At 62.0% G+C, this 16,294-nt stretch carries 9 protein-coding genes; 4 read left to right on the top strand and 5 right to left on the bottom strand.

Going from position 1 to position 16,294, the window contains the following annotated elements; all coding sequences use genetic code 11:
• Positions 1 to 9: 9 nt before the first annotated feature.
• From cobN to VGD45_RS23345, 5 genes are all read right to left on the bottom strand, one after another.
• A complete protein-coding gene (gene cobN, locus VGD45_RS23365) occupies positions 10 to 3,924 on the bottom strand; it encodes a cobaltochelatase subunit CobN (protein ID WP_331157770.1) in 3,915 nt (1,304 codons plus the stop codon).
• Complete coding sequence (locus VGD45_RS23360) at positions 3,924 to 5,858, bottom strand: TonB-dependent receptor domain-containing protein (protein ID WP_331157769.1); 1,935 nt, start codon at positions 5,856 to 5,858, stop codon at positions 3,924 to 3,926. The genes cobN and VGD45_RS23360 overlap by 1 nt, the downstream gene beginning before the upstream one ends.
• 140 nt (positions 5,859 to 5,998) lie before the next feature.
• On the bottom strand, positions 5,999 to 6,319 hold the full coding sequence (locus VGD45_RS23355; protein WP_331157768.1) for a hypothetical protein: 321 nt from the start codon (positions 6,317 to 6,319) through the stop codon (positions 5,999 to 6,001).
• 140 nt (positions 6,320 to 6,459) lie between these two features.
• Positions 6,460 to 7,701, bottom strand: a complete 1,242-nt coding sequence (locus VGD45_RS23350) for a glycosyltransferase (RefSeq protein ID WP_331157767.1) — start codon at positions 7,699 to 7,701, stop codon at positions 6,460 to 6,462.
• A 5-nt stretch (positions 7,702 to 7,706) separates the two neighbouring features.
• Positions 7,707 to 8,348, bottom strand: coding sequence for a TetR/AcrR family transcriptional regulator (locus tag VGD45_RS23345; RefSeq protein ID WP_331157766.1), 642 nt, complete (start codon positions 8,346 to 8,348; stop codon positions 7,707 to 7,709).
• Between the two features lie 274 nt (positions 8,349 to 8,622).
• Between VGD45_RS23345 and VGD45_RS23340 the strand changes: the two genes are divergently transcribed.
• The 4 genes from VGD45_RS23340 to VGD45_RS23325 all read left to right on the top strand — a co-directional run bounded on the left by VGD45_RS23340 (position 8,623) and on the right by VGD45_RS23325 (position 16,283).
• Complete coding sequence (locus tag VGD45_RS23340; RefSeq protein ID WP_331157765.1) at positions 8,623 to 11,727, top strand: TonB-dependent receptor domain-containing protein; 3,105 nt, start codon at positions 8,623 to 8,625, stop codon at positions 11,725 to 11,727.
• Between the two features lie 259 nt (positions 11,728 to 11,986).
• A complete protein-coding gene (locus tag VGD45_RS23335) occupies positions 11,987 to 14,149 on the top strand; it encodes a type I secretion system permease/ATPase (RefSeq protein WP_331157764.1) in 2,163 nt (720 codons plus the stop codon).
• A complete protein-coding gene (locus VGD45_RS23330; protein WP_331157763.1) occupies positions 14,146 to 15,537 on the top strand; it encodes an HlyD family type I secretion periplasmic adaptor subunit in 1,392 nt (463 codons plus the stop codon). The genes VGD45_RS23335 and VGD45_RS23330 overlap by 4 nt, the downstream gene beginning before the upstream one ends.
• A complete protein-coding gene (locus VGD45_RS23325; RefSeq protein WP_331157762.1) occupies positions 15,534 to 16,283 on the top strand; it encodes an imm11 family protein in 750 nt (249 codons plus the stop codon). The genes VGD45_RS23330 and VGD45_RS23325 overlap by 4 nt, the downstream gene beginning before the upstream one ends.
• Positions 16,284 to 16,294 lie beyond the last annotated feature (11 nt).

Below are 16,294 nucleotides of genomic sequence, written 5' to 3'. Positions count from 1 at the left end.
CTCTCTGGATCAGGAATTCGATGGTTGCGTGGGCAGCGTTTGGCGAAGCTGGTGCACTCCGCCGCCGACGAAACAAAGCAGGATCGCGAGCAGCGCCAGCCAGACGCGCCATAGGGGCTCGTCGACGGATTCCGCCGTTGTTTGCTGCATGACCTGGCCGCGCACAGTTTGTGTTTGGGACGCTTCGGCTCCAGAGGAGCTTTCGGCGGGCGACGTCGCACTCTGAGTCGCCATGCCCGGTTGCAGGCCAAAACCAGCCGCCATCTCCTGCGCGAACTCGCGAGTTGCCTCGGCGCCCGTCGCCAACCCGCGATCGGCCAGCTCCTGCCAACGCTCGGCGATCTCACGTCGCGTCTGTTCGGCAGCATCCCAATAGCCCTTGCGAATCGCTTCGAGCATGCGCTCCAGGATTTGAGCCTGCGCGGTGGGATTGTGCTGTTCGAACCAGCGCTTCATGTCGAGCTGGTGCTTGTCCATGACATACACGTCGTGCATGGCCTGCCATTGATCGGCGCGCACCGTGCTTGGATCGAGCGCCTGCCAGCCCCACAGGTTGTTGATCGTGTCGACGATCTCGAGCGTGCCCGCGTAACCTTCCTGTTGCATGGGCTTTATCCACTGCGGATTGAGATAGCGCGTTCGCATCTCCTCCGCGAGAAAGCTTGCAGCCGAGGCGATGCGACCCTGCGCACGGCGCTGATCGGAGATATAAAGCTCCGGGCTCTTGCCGTTGATGTGACGGACGGCTAGCGATAGCCCGCCGAGAAACTGATAGGGATCGTCGCCGGTTAGAAGCCCGTACAGATTGGACGAGCGCGATAGCACGGCTGCCTGGACGCCCTTGAGTTGCTCGGCGTATACGTTGACGCCGGCGGTGGAGCCACCCCAATCCTTCGTTCCATACGCGTACTGCAGCCGATCGAGATATTGCTCGGCGAGCGGCGCGTCGTCTTTCCAAGCGGTGGAGTCGAGCACTGCATCGGACAAGCCGACGCCATAGTCACCCGCTTGATTGCCGAACAAGCGCACCGCTGCCAGTTGTTGGGCCTTCACGGCGTCGATTCCTTTCTTTTTCAGGCTTGCCGCCGCCGCGCGCGTGTTCTGAGAGATCGCATTGCCGGGCTCATCGAGCTGCGACAGTCGTTCGGTGGCCTCTGCAAGCAGGCGCATGAATCCTTCGAACTGGTCTCGATATGCGCCAGTGACCTGAACGACCGCATCGATGCGCGGACGGCGAAGTTCGCGAGCCGGAACGATGTCGAGTGCAGTCACGCGGCCGCCTTCATCCCAACGTGGGCGCAGGCCCATGGCATGCAATATTTGTCCTTCGGTGACACCCATGTGGCGCATGGCTTCGACGGACCACAGACTGAAAGCGAGCTTCGTCGGTGTGGCTCCGTCGTGTTTGCCACGGAAATCTTCGATGAGCGCATTCAGCGCCGTTTCGGAAGCTTCGAACGCGCTGCGCGTGGGCAGCTTGTCGGGCTCGAAGCCGAACAGGTTGCGGCCGTTGGGAACGTCGGGATTGCGCACCGGATCGCCGCCCGGACCAGGCAGCACGAAGCGACCCGCGAGGCCATGCAGTAGCGCGGCCAGCTCGTTGTTTGTCGCCAGATGTCGGTCGAGTTGCACGCCGCGCTCGACGAACTTTCTCAAAGCCGCATCGGTGATCTCATTGATCGCCACTCCATCGCGCATATGCCGCTGGAGCAGCCGGTACGGCGGCGTGGAGGAGAGTTGCGAGTTATCCAACGCAAAGCTGCCATCGCTCATCATTGTCGCGTGACCCATGGCCGCGTGAGCTGCTTGCTCCGTCGCCGAGGCGAGCTTCGCAAAGTCATCGCCAAGCTGTTGGATCACCGTGCTCACGCGGTGCTCCGGACTCGGCGGTGTGCCAAGCGTATGCAGGCCCAGCGGCACGCTTTGCTGCGCAAGGCCATGCAGATGATTGTGGAACGCATCCAGGAAGCCATCGAAGTTCTCACGCATGGCTTGCTCGCTCCAATTCATGTCTTTGTGAAGCGAGTGCTCGACGATCAGACGACGCATGTTCTCTGCTGTCCGATCTCGCACCGGACCCGGATCCAGCTGGATGTACTCGTGCAGCAGCGTGTGAACGTCCGCCAGTTCCTTGTACAGCCCCGATGGCGCGAACGGCGGAGTCTGATGGCTGATCAGAACAGCACGACCGCGACGTTTCGCTTGTAGCGCCTCGCCGATGTTGTCCTGGATGTAGGGATAGAACACTGGCAGGTCGCCGATTGCCAGCAACGGATAGTCGTCGACCGACAGCCCGCGATCCTTGCCGGGCAGCCACTCTTGTGTACCGTGCGTGCCGAAATGGATCAGCGCATGTGGCGCGCTGTCTCTGACATACAGGTATGTCGCGAGATAAAGATGATCCGGCGGCAGGGCGGCATCGTGATAACCCGCGCCAGGCTCGCCACCACGAGGCATCTGCGGCATCAGGGTCAACTTGCCCAACTTCCAGCGCGGGATGACGAACTGCTTCTCACCACGCACGTCGCGCACGGCCCAGTTCGAAAGCGGATCGCCCCAACGCTGCAGCAGTTGCGAGCGAACCGATGACGGAAGACTCGCCAGCCATTGCTGGTAGCGCTCGACGGGCAGGGTGTCCGCGAGCCCTCGACGTAGCAGCTCATCGAGTCGGTCATGATGGTAGAGCACCGAGAGCAGCGCCTGCCCGGTCTCAATCGCCTGTTGTTCGGTAGTCTCTGGAACGTCGTAGCCGGCCGCGTGCAGTGCGCGCGTCAACGATTCCAAACTGCGTGGCACGTTGAGATTCGAGGCGGAGAAGTTCTTCTCGCCCTGCGGGTAGTTCCAGAACATCAACGATAGCCGCTTGTCAGCGGACGGTGTGTGTCGGAGCGCCGCGAGCGCGGCAGCTTTGCGAAGCACGGCGTCCACTTGATCACTCATCGGCACGGCTTCGCCATCCTTCACGGCCGAGATCACGAGCGGATCGCTCATGCCCCAGATCTCGTACACAGCGATGAACGGCGCGACGAGTCGGGCGGGGGCGCCGCTGTTCGCTTGTTGCCAGTGTTCGACGTCACCGTCGCGATAGTTCAGCGTCTGTAACACTGGAATGTCGAGCTGTTCGAACTCGCTCATGCGGGCACGACCATTGCCCATGTGCTGCATATTGATGAGCACGTCCGCTTGCGCGGGCTGCACAGTCTTCTTCAACGCCTGGGGGTCTTCGCTATCGAACCAAAAGGCAAGAGGCATCTGTCCCAGCGCTTCGCTGCGGCGGATGACAGCGTCTATCACCTGGGTCTGCAAAGTGCCGAACGCCGACGCGTGAATGGCGAGAGCAATGCGCGGCGCGCGAGACTTCCAACGCTTCTCGCCCCACCGTTCGTAGTCCTCCAAGCGTATGAACAACTTCGGCGCATCCGGGTGGTAGTAGCCACTCGGCGGAACGATCAATGGGATGGGCACCTTCGAGAGGTCCGCCTTCGTATGCCAGGCGCGAAAGTAGGCGAAGAAATTGCGAAGGTTGGCTTCACCGCCATTGCGGTAGTACTCGACCAGCGCCCGGCCTTGTTGGGCCGGAAGACCACTGTGAGACTCACGTCGTGAGGTGGCTTCCAGGCGCGGCACACGACTGCGCTGGAGCGCGTGGCCGATCTTTTCCTCGACGAGTTGACGGGCGCTTTGCAGCGGCGCTTCGACGATCAGCAAGTCCGCCGCTGCGATCCATTGATCCGGCGAGGAGGGCAGGTTGCCGAGATACGCCCATTCCAATTTCACATCGGCTTTGGCCGCGATGGCTTGCAAGCGATCAAGCCGTCCGGCCAGTACGGAGTCATCTGCGACCACGCGCACCACAGGCTCACTTGCGTGCGCCTGTGTGACAGCGAGGCAGATAAGAAGCAGCAGTACGAATAACCGTAGCATCAAAAGCTCCCCGTGAACCCGGCGGAGTAGGAGCGTCCGACTTCGACGTAGTTGAAGCGGCTGGAGAGCGCTGCCAGATCCTCATCGCTCAGGTTGTCGCCGGAGAGATGCAGCTTGAAATGGGAGGTCAGCTGATAATTCAGGTCGGCGCCCCACAGCGTGTAATCGGGCAAGCCGTAGCGAACTTCGCTGCTGTACATGGTCTGCTTGCCATAGTAGTTGCCGCGCAGCTGTGCATTGAGCTTGGTTGTCGGCGACCACTTTAGCGTGAGATTGATCGCGTGCTTGGGCTTTTCCGCCAACGGCTGATCGGCAGTCAAATCCTTGGCATTGAGGAACGTGTAGTTGAGATCCATCGACAGCTGCGGCAACGGCGCGAGGCTGGCCGCAACTTCGACGCCCCGAATCCGCGCCTCCTCTACGTTCTCGTAATTCAGCACGCGTAGCGCGTCGCAGTCCGCCGCGCAGTAACTCTGAATCAAATCGTCGACGTCGTTCTGGAACAGCGTTGCCTGCAACGACCAGCGGTCGGCGTCGTAGCTGGCGCCTAGCTCGTAGCTGGTGTTGAACTCTGGATCGAGATCGGGATTGCCGTACACGACGAACTGACTGGTCGTCACGGAGTATTCGGGCGAGAGCAGCTTCAGGTTCGGCGCCTTGAAGCCACGGCCGACGCCGCCCTTGATCGTTACATTGTCGCTGGGATGATAGACGGCGTAAGCGCGCGGACTGTTCTGGCCGCCGAAGATGTCATGATCGTCGTAACGCGTTCCCAGCACGAACAACCAGCGCTGCAGTTGCCATTCGTCTTGAAGGAAGACCGCTCGATGCCGGGTGCTGTCGTAACCTTCGGCATTCATCGATGTGTCGAACAATTCCTCCTCGCGCCACTCGCCGCCGACACTCAATCTGTTCGCATCGCCAAGGTTGAGCGAGGTCCGGGCGTCGTAGGTGCGATCTTCGAGTAACTGCGGCCGCACCGGCGCGCCGCTCGACCGGCGGTTGGTTTTCTCCAGCTTCGTTCCGTACGCCCGCAACGTGGTGTCACCCCAGCGCCATTGGCCGGTGTGACTGAAGGCGTACTGGCGGCGATCGATCAGGTCGGTCGTGACATAGTAGTTTCGGCCCGTGAGCGCATTTCGCTCGCGATCCTCCTTGCCTTGGCCATAGTTCAGACTGATTCGTTGCGCGCCATCCGGCGTCCAGTTGAGAGTGACATTGCCGGTGGTGACCTCGCGACCTTCCATTTCCGATAGCCGCGGATCGGCGGCACTGGCCGTCGGCTCGCGATCCCGAAACTCGCCGTAGGTTGAGATGCCGAGCACGTCCTGGACCAGCGGGCCGGCGAGGTACAGTCCTGTTTGCAGAACTTCACCGCCACGACCGTCCTCTCGCCACTCGCCGCGGCTCGTCATGCTCGCCCGCCATTCATCCGTGGCCGGCCGAGTGATGATGTTGATGACGCCGCCGAGCGCGTCGGAGCCGTACAGCGACGACATCGGCCCGCGAACTACTTCGATGCGCTCGATGCCCTCGGTCGGCACCCAGCCCACGTCGGATTCGGAATGACCGATGACGCCCGCGGTCTGGCTCACTCGCCGTCCATCGATCATGGTCAGCGTGTATTCGTTAGACATGCCTCGAATGCTGATGCCACGGCGCGCGAGGCCGACACCGCCGACGTGCACACCGGCTGCGCCCTGCAAAGCATCTGCCAGATCCTGCACCGGGCGGTTGTTCAGTTCCTCCCGACCGATGACGGTGATGGAGGCGGGCGCATCTTCGAGCTTCTGCTCGATGAAAGTGGCCGTCACCACGACCTGCGGAATTTCCTCCGGGCCGTCTGCGCCCAGGGCGCTATGGGTCAGGGCGTTCGAGCCCAAAATAAACGTCGCAAGAAGTCGCTGCTCGCGACCCGAAAATCGATTGCTCACGGAGCACTCTCCCCAAACCAGGATGACGCGCACACCACGGGAGTGCGCAGCGATCTGCGAGCGTGAAACACACGCGCGACCGCGGGCTTTCGCGCAATTCAGGTCGCGCGAAAGTTGTTTAGAAATGAATCAGGCGGGGGTCAGATCAGAGGCGGGCCACGACTGTAATAAGCAGCGGCGGGAGGCGCCGCAGTCGTGGGAACGATTGCGACAGGCGCGGAGAACGCCTGCACTTGCGGAGTGACAAGGAACGCCACCACCGTGGGGGCGGCGCCGGTGCCCGGCACCGATACGCAGAATGCGCAAAGCGAATGCGTGCCCTGGTGCGAATCGCCATCGAAGTCGCTGGTGTGGAAATGCGTCGCCAGCGCCAGCATCCACAAACACAACGCCGCCGACAGCGCGATGCTGAATCGGCGCTGCAGTCGGTGCAGGGTTGTGGTGGGGGATGGGCGGCCCATATCCGTGGTCGTCAGCGAATATCCGGCGCACAATATCACACCGAAAATTACCAGCGAAAGGGCTTGTGAAGCCCAGCCAGGTTATGTGGCGCGCCGTTGAAACAGATCTCGTCCAGCGAATAAACAATCCTCGTCCGCCACTAGCGGCGTGCTTCTTGGTTTGTGCCGTCAGCCAACGCCTCAATCGCCCGGACCGCCGTAGCGAGCCCATCTTCCCTGCGCATCTTCTCTCCCATCGCGCGAGCCCGAGAGCGAACGTCATCGCGCTCCGCATAACGAATGCTCTCGGCCAACGACGCCGCATCCAAAGCTTTCCAGCCAGACAGCCGAGCGGCGACGCCGGCGGCGTGGAGGCGGTCGGCCCAGAAAGGTTGATCGCCGGCGAAGGGGACTACGACGGAGGGAATGCCGGCGCGGGCGGCGGAATGCGAGGTGCCGGAACCGCCGTGGTGGACGGCTAGAGAGCATCGAGGCAGCAGCCAGTCGTGCGGCGTCTCGCCGACGACGAAGATGTTCGGAGGAAGGGCAGAGGGATTCACGCCGCTCCATCCCGGATAAAACAAAGCGCGGCGGCCAGCCAGGCCGTCGACGAGCGATCGGAGCAACTGTTTGGGATCGAACCCGCCCATGCTGCCGAAGCCGATATAGATCGGCGGCGCGCCCGCGGAAAGAAATGCAGCGAGTGCATCGGGTGGCGTGTACTGCGGAGCTGGAGCGAGCCACTGTCCGCAGATCAGCGCATTAGACGGCCAATCCGAAGGCTGAGGCACCAGAGCAGGGGAGACGCCGTACAGCATGGGATGACCGACCCAAAGTGACTTGCGAGGCGGCAGGCTGCAGACGCGAGCGCGTGCTTCATTTGTGGCTTTGCGGAACGACCGCCACAGCACGCCGTTGATGAAATGATGGCTGAGCCGATTCAGCATGCGCGGAATCTTTCCCGGCGGCAGGAAAGGCGAAGCAAAGTCGGCGGTCGGAGTGAGAGGAAACAATCCGGTGCCGATGGCTTTCACGCCGAGATATTCCGCAGCGGATAAACCCATAAAGCCCGCTAACCCAGAAAGGATGAGAGCGTCGCATCCCTGACCGACTTGTACAGCTGCGCGTAGCCACTGCTCCGCGCTTTCATTCGCGATGCGCGCGAGCTCGCGAGCCGTGTGGTTGACGCTGTTCTTTTCGAACAAACCGGAGCCCGGTTGCAGCGCCTTGCGAATATCTCCAGCAATCGGCGTCGCAGGCACGCCGAGCGCGGCGGCCGTGCCGAGCGTAGCCCCATCCGCGAGCAGGTGTGCTTCATGGCCAGCATTCATCAGAGCGCGGCTCAAGGCCGCAAGAGGCCGTGTATCGCCATCCGTGCCGTAAGTCAGAACTAGAAATTTCATGATGCCTAACTGTGCTTGCGCGCAGCCGTCCCGCCGCGCGATGAACCTTTGAGAAACACTTCCAGCGCCGCGGCGAATTCTTCGCGCAGCTTGGCCTTGGGCGTCATCAGCCAGCGCATGAGCGCGGCCAGATACAGAAAGTGAAAGAACAACGCGAGCCGCGCGGCGGGCTGCGAATCGCGCAGTTCGCCGGAACGCTGCGCAGCTTCGATCAACGACATGAAGGCGCGCACCAGGTCGGCGCGGGCGTCGTTCTCTTCGGGTTCAGGCTGGCCGACGCTGAGAAAGCGATAGCGAAGGTAGGGCAGCAGATACTCACGATGTTTCTGATGCCAGGTCGCCGAAGCGTCAAGTAACCGTCGCATACCGCGCTTGAAATTGTTGTCTGCCTGAGACATCGGCAGCAGACGTGCGAGATCGTGCTCCAGCTGCATATGAATCCAATGAGCGAGAACCGCTTCCTTGACAGGGAAGTGGCTATACAGCGTGCCCTTGGCGACGTCGGCTTCGGCGGCGAGCTGCTCCATGGTCACGGCGTCGTAGCCGTGCGCTTCGAACAGGCCAAAGCCGGTGCGCGCGATGTGATCGAGCTTTTCCAAGCGCTTGCGCACGCGGCGCGAAGGCTGCTGAACAACCGGCTCTGACATGACGGAAACATGAATATTGAACGACGTACAGAATTGTACGACGTTCAACCTGAACCGGCAATCGGTCCACTGCGTGGAATGTGACGCACGTCAAAGCAAAAAAATGTCTGCATAAAGCGCTCTTGATGAACCGTCAACGGCGCATGATCGATTCGCCGAAACGCTTCAACCGCATCCAATACGAAACAACCATGCACGCGCCCGCTGTCAGAATTTTCGACGCGTGCGAGGTGGAGCCTCTGCACCAAAATCTAAAGTGGCATTGGAGACAGCTATGGTTGATTCGAATGGTGCGAGAACGCACGGATCGCGTTCGCGCAAGGCCGCCCTGGCCGCGGTAACGACGACGACGCTGCTGGGCTTTGGCCCGGTACACGCGCAGGAAGCGCCGAGCAGCGACACGACGCTGATGGAGATCCAAGAGATCATCGTGACGGGTTCGCGCATCCGGCGCTCCGACACCGCCACCGCCGCACCCATCACGGTCATCGATTCCCAAGCGCTGGCAGATCGCGGTTTCGTTTCGATCAGCCAGGCGCTCAACGAAACCACCGCCAATACTCCGTCGAAGGCGCAGTCGCTGCTCGACGGTTCAGGTTCCGGCGGTGGCGAACAGTATCCGGCGTTGTTCGGCCTGGGCGCCGGCCGCACGCTGACCCTGGTGAACGGCCGTCGCATGGTGACGTCCGCGGGCAGCTTCTCCAGCGGCTTCGGCAACAGCAGCAACGACAGCGTCGTTGACACCAACCTGATTCCGACCGGTCTGCTCCGCAGCGTCGAAATCGTGCAGGGCGGCGGCGCCGCCGTGTACGGCTCGGACGCGATGGGCGGCGTGGTCAACTACATCTACAAGGATGATTTCGAAGGTCTCGAGATCGACGCTCAGTACGGTAATTCCGATCGCGGCGACTATGAGACGCCGGCCGCGCGCGTGACCTGGGGCATGAACTTCGCCGAGCGCGGCAACATCGCCGTGAACCTCGAGTGGACCAAGACCGAAGCGCTGCTGCCTGAAGACCGCATGGACGCCACGCGCTTCCTTACGGCCTCGCAGAACGACTTGAACACGGGCCCGAACGACGGTCAGCCGTCGCTGGTGCGCACCGCGGATGCGCACTTCTGGCCGTTCAGCCAGTCGGGCGTGCTGTTCGTGCCGAACGATCCTTCCGGCTTCCCGAATCGTAATTTCATCACCAGCAACGGCGTGCCTTTCGGCCCCGCCGGCGGCATTCCGGTGCAGTTCAACACCGATGGCACCGGTCTGGTCACATACAACCCGGGCGTGTTCCCGACCACTCGGGGACCGTCGATTCCGTTCGCGTCCGGCGGCGATGGTGTCGACTACCGCGCACTGAGCGCCCTGACCACCGGCATCGAGCGCGCCAATGCCAACCTGATCGGTCATTACGATCTGACCGACAAGATCCGTCTGTCGACCGAGTTGCTGTATGCGAAGACGGAAGGCACGGATCCGCGGGCTTCCATTCCGTCGAACACGGTGCTCAACCAAGCGGCGACGGGTTCAGGACCCATCTTCATCAGGGCGAACAATGCGTTCCTTCCTGCTGACGCACGCGCCACGATCATCAACTACTTGAACAACAATGGCGCGCTGCTGGCGCGGTACGGACTGCCTCCCGTGAACGCGGGAAACATCTGGGCCGCCGGCGCGCCGTTCCCCGTGTCGTTGTCGAAGAGCTGGGTGGACCTGTTGCCGTCGTCGGTCGGCGAGCGCGAAGTCGATACGTTCCGCGCGGTGCTGGCGTTGGAAGGCGACTTCTCCGCGGCCAACCGCGACTTCTACTGGACCGTGTCCGCCACCCACGCCACCGTGGACGGCAGCACCCGCACCTGGGGCGTCTGGCAGGATCGCTTCAACAACGCCATTAACTCGATGCGTAACGCCAGCGGCGAAGCCGTCTGTGCCATCAATGCAACCACCGTGGTGGATCCGGCCTGCGCGCCCATCAATCCGTTCGGCATCGGCAATGTCAGCGAAGCGGCTCGTAACTACGTGAGCGCGCGCTTCGGCATGGACTACGAGAACACCCAGCAGGACTATCTCGCCACCTTGGGCGGCGACGTGGTGTATCTGCCGGCGGGCCCGATGCGTTTCAGCGTCGGCTTCGAACATCGCAAGGAAGAGGCGGAGTTCGATCCGCTGGCCGCCGACCAGGCGGGCATCGGTCGCCTCGGCGTGCCGACGCTGCCGCAGGAAGGCGAGTACGACACCAACGAATTCTCGGCGGAATTGTTGATTCCGATCCTGGGCCAGGATTTCAACCTGCCTGGCGCCGAGACGGTCGAACTGACCGGTGCGTTCCGAAACGTCGATCACTCGATCGCTGGCACGGAGAGCGTGTGGAATGCGGGTCTGCGCTGGAGCATCGTGGAGGACTTCACGCTGCGCTACTCGCGCAGCCGTAACTTCCGTGCGCCGAACCTGACCCAACTGTTCGCGCCGACGGTGACCAACCTGGACACGATCGGTATCGATCCTTGCGATGCCGACCGCATCAACGGCGGCCCGAATCCGGCGGTGCGTCTGGCGAACTGCCAGGCGGTGTTCGCCGCGTTGGGTGTGGATCTGGCCGGATTCCAGGATGAAAACGAAAGCTTCCCCGGTGCGACGGTCACCACGGGCGGCAATCCGGACCTGGAGAACGAAATCTCCGACACCACCAGCTTCGGCTTCATTTTCCAGCCTAGATTCGTCGAAGGCCTGACGGTGATCGTCGACCGCATCGAAATCGATCTGGAAGACGGCCTGTCGTTCTTCCAGCCGCAGGACTTCCTCGCGACCTGCTTCGACTCGGTGGACTTCCCGGCGGACATCTGCGGCATCTCGATCCGAGATACGTCGGCTGACCCGGCGGTTCGGGGCAACGTGATCAGCAGCGCCGCGCAGACCATCAACGCCGGCTCGATCGTGTACCGCGGTGAGAACTACAACGTCAACTACGCCTTCCCAGTGGGTCCGGGCAACATGTTCCTGGGCGTCGAAGCGACGCACACGAGCAAGCTCGAGACCTCGGTGACAGGCGTGGATCTGACCCGCACCGATGGAACGACCACGCAGCCGGATTGGCGGGCCCGCTTGGATGCGCGCTACGGCTTCGGCGCCTGGCGGTTCGGGTACTCGCTCAACTACCTGCCTTCGGTGCTGACGGCGTACACCGCGACGATCGAAACGACGGACGTTCCGACGGTCGATGCGAACTATCGCCACAGCGTCTCAACGCAGTACGACGTGACCGAGCAGGTCACGGTGCGCGCGGGTGTGGAGAACTTCACGGATGAAATGCCTTCGTACCCGACGGCATCGTACGGCGACATTCTCGGCCGCCAGTACTATATGGGGGTACGCGCTAAGTTCTAAGCTCGAATAGCTCGATGCCACCGCGAGGGGCTCTCTGCCACGCAGGGAGCCCCTCGTGTTTTTAATGCGTTGCCTCCGCAACGATGAGGCGATTAAGGAGAGCCCTGAGTCGTCGCTACGGGGTTCTCACGAAAATCTCGGTGATCACTGTCGCAACTATTGCACGCCTGCAAATGCCTACATAAGATCCCGCGCTCTGGAGATGGATGAACCGTGCGACGGAGTTGACGCGCGGTCGTAACCGGGATCAGGCGTAGAAGTGGAAGACGTCGCGCAGCCAATAGAAGCAAGCAGGGATACGGCGCTCGCCTCGTTCGTGCTGTTGCTTACATTCCTCGACCGGCCCGTCGACCCGGATCAGCTGCGACACTCGCTCGGCAAGGGTTCGGCCCCGCTGGATCTCGGAGATCTTCTCAGACTCGCCAAGCGGCTGGACGTTCAGGCGCGCAAAATTCAAGCGAAGCCAGCCAAGCTCGATCGTATGCCGTTGCCGGCAATCGCCTCGCTGAAGGATGGCGAGTATCTGGTGCTCTTGCAACTCGCGGAAGAGAAGGCGCTGGTGTTCCGCGCCGGTGCTGATCGTCCTGAAGCGATCGCCCGCACGACCTTCGAAGAATCCTTCGGCGACGAGTTGCTGCTGCTGACCACGCGCGAAAACGTGGCCGGCACGAAGCGCAAGTTCGACGTCAGCTGGTTCATTCCGTCGCTGGTTCGTTATCGCCACATCCTGCGCGACGTGCTCATCGCGTCGTTCTTCCTGCAGATCCTGGCGCTGATCTCACCGCTATTCTTCCAGATCGTCATCGACAAAGTACTGGTTCACAAGGGGTTGACCACCCTGGAGGTCCTGGCGATCGGTCTGTTCGTGGTTTTTGTCTTCGACGTACTCATCAGCGGCCTGCGCACCTACTTATTTGCACACACCACCAGTCGCGTCGATGCCGAGCTCGGATCGAAGCTGTTTTCGCACTTGACTCAATTGCCGCTCGCTTACTTTCGGGCCCGCCGGGTCGGCGACTCGGTGGCGCGCGTGCGCGAGCTGGAAACCATCCGCGAATTTCTCACGTCCTCGGCGCTGACCGTCGTCATCGATTTGTTCTTCGCGATCGTGTTCCTGGTGGTCATGTATGTGTACAGCCCGGCCTTGTTACTGGTCGTGTTGATCACCTTGCCGCTGTATGCGGGTATCGTTCTGGGGGTCGCGCCGCTGTTGCGTGGTAAGCTCGATGAGAAGTTCGCGCGCGGCGCGGAGAACCAATCGTTCCTGGTAGAGACCGTCACCGGCGTCGAAACTCTCAAGGCGATGGCGGTCGAGCCGCAAATGCAGGCGCGTTGGGAGCGTCAGCTCGCCGGCTACGTGAAAAGCGGCTTCGAGGCCGCGATGCTCGCGACCTGGGGACGGCAGTCTATCGAGCTAGTCCAGAAGCTGTCCACCGTGGCGTTGTTGTTTTTCGGGGCGAAGCTCGTGATCGACGGCAGCATGTCCGTTGGCGAGTTGGTTGCATTTAATATGTTGGCGAGCAATGCGTCCGGGCCGATCCTGCGACTCGCGCAGCTGGCACAGGATTTCCAGCAGGCTCGCATCGCCGTGGATCGTCTCGGCGACATCTTGAATGCGCCGGCCGAGCCGCAGACCAGTGCGTCGCGTGCGAGCCTGCCGCCGATCAGCGGACATATTCAGATGGAGCATGTGACCTTCCGGTATTCACCGGACGGTCGCGAAGTGTTGAGCGAGATCTCCCTGGAGATCGAAGCCGGCGAGATGATCGGAATCGTAGGTCCGTCGGGCTCCGGCAAATCGACGCTGACCAAGCTGGTGCAGCGCTTGCACACGCCGGAACGAGGTCGAGTGCTGGTCGATGGCGTGGATCTGGCGCTGGTCGATCCGCCCTGGCTGCGTCGCCAGGTCGGGGTGGTCCTGCAGGAAAACATTCTTTTCAACCGCAGCGTGCGTGAGAATATCGCGCTCGCGGATCCGGCCATGCCGATGGAACAAGTGATCGAAGCGGCGAAGCTCGCCGGCGCTCACGAGTTCATTCTGGAGTTGCCGGAAGCCTATGACACGCGCGTCGACGAGCGTGGCGCCAACTTCTCCGGCGGCCAGCGGCAGCGCATCGCTATCGCCCGCGCGCTTGCCATCAATCCCCGCATTCTGATCTTCGACGAGGCGACCTCGGCGCTCGATGCCGAAAGCGAAGAGATCATCCAGCGCAATCTCAAAATGATGGCGCGGGGACGCACGGTCATCATCATCGCGCATCGACTCTCTGCCGTGCGACAGGCGGACCGCATCGTCACCATCGAACGTGGCCGTATCACTGAAATCGGCACTCATGCGCAGCTGTTGGCCGAGCGTGGCCGATATGCATCCCTCTATGCCAAGCAGATGGGCCTGGCGCAAGACACGGGGCTCGCGCTGTGAGCTGGTCTCGTCATTGGTCGGTGCTGAAAGAGAGCTGGAAGCTGCAGCGACGGCGCGATCGCGTCGCGGTGCCACGGGAGCAAACAGAGTTTCTTCCTGCTGTCATGGAAGTGCTGGAGACTCCGCCCAATCCGCTCGGGCGAGCGATTCTGTGGTGCTTGCTGGCCTTCGTGGCAATCGCGGTATTGTGGGCATCGCTGGGACACATCGACATCGTCGCCACGGCGCAGGGCAAAGTCATTCCGCGGGGCCGGGTCAAGGTGATTCAGGCGGCGGACGCAGGCGTGGTGCGCGAGATTCGCGTCATCGACGGACAGAAGGTGAATGCGGGTGAGACGTTGATCGTGCTCGATCCCACTGTGACGCAAGCCGACGCGGCGCAAGCTCGTGAGAGCGCGTTCGTCGCGCAAATCGATCGCGCTCGGGCGCAGGCACTGGTCGATGCCGCTGCTGGCAAGCCTGCGGTGTTTCGTGCACCAACAGGAACGTCCGAGGAAATCATAGCCACTCAGCGCAGCCTGGTCAGTGCGCGAGTCGCCGAACACCGCACCGCTGTGAGCGCTCTGCGGGAGGATCAAGCTCAGCGCGAGTCGGATCTCGCGATGGTCACCGCCGAAGTGACCAAGATCGAGCAGCAGCTACCGCTCGCCGAGGATCAGCTTGCCAGCCTGGAAAAGCTCAACAAAGAAGGCCTAGTGCCGCGGCTCAAAGTGATGGAAGTAAAGGAGCGCGTGGTCGGCCTGCGCCAGGACCTGGTGATTCGTCGCGAAGAAATGGCCAAGAACCGCGCCGCGCTCGCTGGCGTACGCAGCCAGATCGCCAAGCTCGAAAGCGAGTTTCGTGCCCAGGCGTTCGATGCATTGAGCGAAGCCGAAGCGAACTATCGCTTGCGGTCCGAAGAAGTTCGCAAAGCCGAGGACAAGGCGTCGCTGACGGTGCTGACGAGCCCGATCGATGGCGTCGTGACGCAGCTCGCCGTGCACACCATTGGCGCGGTGGTGAAGCCCGCCGATGCGCTGCTCGCCATCGTGCCCAAAGACGAGCAGTTGCTGGTCGAAGCCATGGTGCTCAACAAGGACATCGGCTTCGTACGCGAGGGCCAGCCGGCCGAGGTCAAACTTGAAGCATTCCCCTTCACGCGTTACGGTGTGATCAACGGCACCATCGAGCGCATCAGCCGTGATTCGATCGAGCATGAAGAGCTGGGCCTGGTGTTTCCGTGTCTAGTGACTTTGTCCGCGTCGCAAATCGACGTGGGCGACAAGCTCGTCGCGCTCGAGCCGGGATTCGCAGCGTCGGCGGAGATCAAGACTGGCGAACGCCGCATTATTGAGTTCCTGCTTTCGCCGCTGTCGCGGCGCTTGCAGGAGGCGGGGAGAGAACGATGAGCGAGTTGGATATTCCCAAGCTGCCGCCGGACGCGCTGGCGCTGCTCGACGATCCGCAACTTGCGGATCTGAAATATCGTGGCCCGGGACTGGCGCGGGCGGGCAAGGTGTTGGAACCCAGCCAGCCGGCGAAAGTGGGCGACAGTCCCTTCCTGATTCTCAAAACCAGCGCCGAGTACATGCGGCCATCGAACGTGGTATGGCAGAACCCGCCATCGCCGCGGGGTATGTTGGGCGAGGGCCGTGGCTTTCCCACGCTCCGGAGCACACGACCTCACTTCACGGAAGACCAGCCCAAGCCCGCGGAGTTGTCGCACGCCTGGGAGTACGAAGGCTGGCTGGTCGCCTCGCCGCAGTTTGCCGCAACGATTCGCGCTTTCGATCCTGAGGCGATCGAGACGGTCGAGATCGAATGGGTCTTCGCCGATGGCCAGAAGCTGGACGGTTATGTTTTTCTCGACGTGCGGCGACTTCTACATGCCTACGATTACCGACGCTCCGTCGTGTACGTGGAGATCGGTGAGAAAGGCAAGTACATCTCGAATCTGGGCACACCGCGCGCCTTGAAGCCGGACCTGCCCGCGAACGTGCATCTCTTTCGCGAAGCCTACTGGCGCCATCAAGTCCTGGTGTCTCGCGAGCTGGCCAAGGCATTGACCCAGGCATTGGGCCAGACGCGTCCGCGGGCCGCGCGGAGGGACATCTATTTCGAAGACCCGGCGCGTGTGGGCGCCGTCAAATTCTGATTCGCCGAGCC

The organism is Steroidobacter sp., assembly GCF_036402275.1.
Taxonomy (GTDB): domain Bacteria; phylum Pseudomonadota; class Gammaproteobacteria; order Steroidobacterales; family Steroidobacteraceae; genus Steroidobacter.
This window is presented reverse-complemented; position numbering and strand designations above follow the sequence as displayed.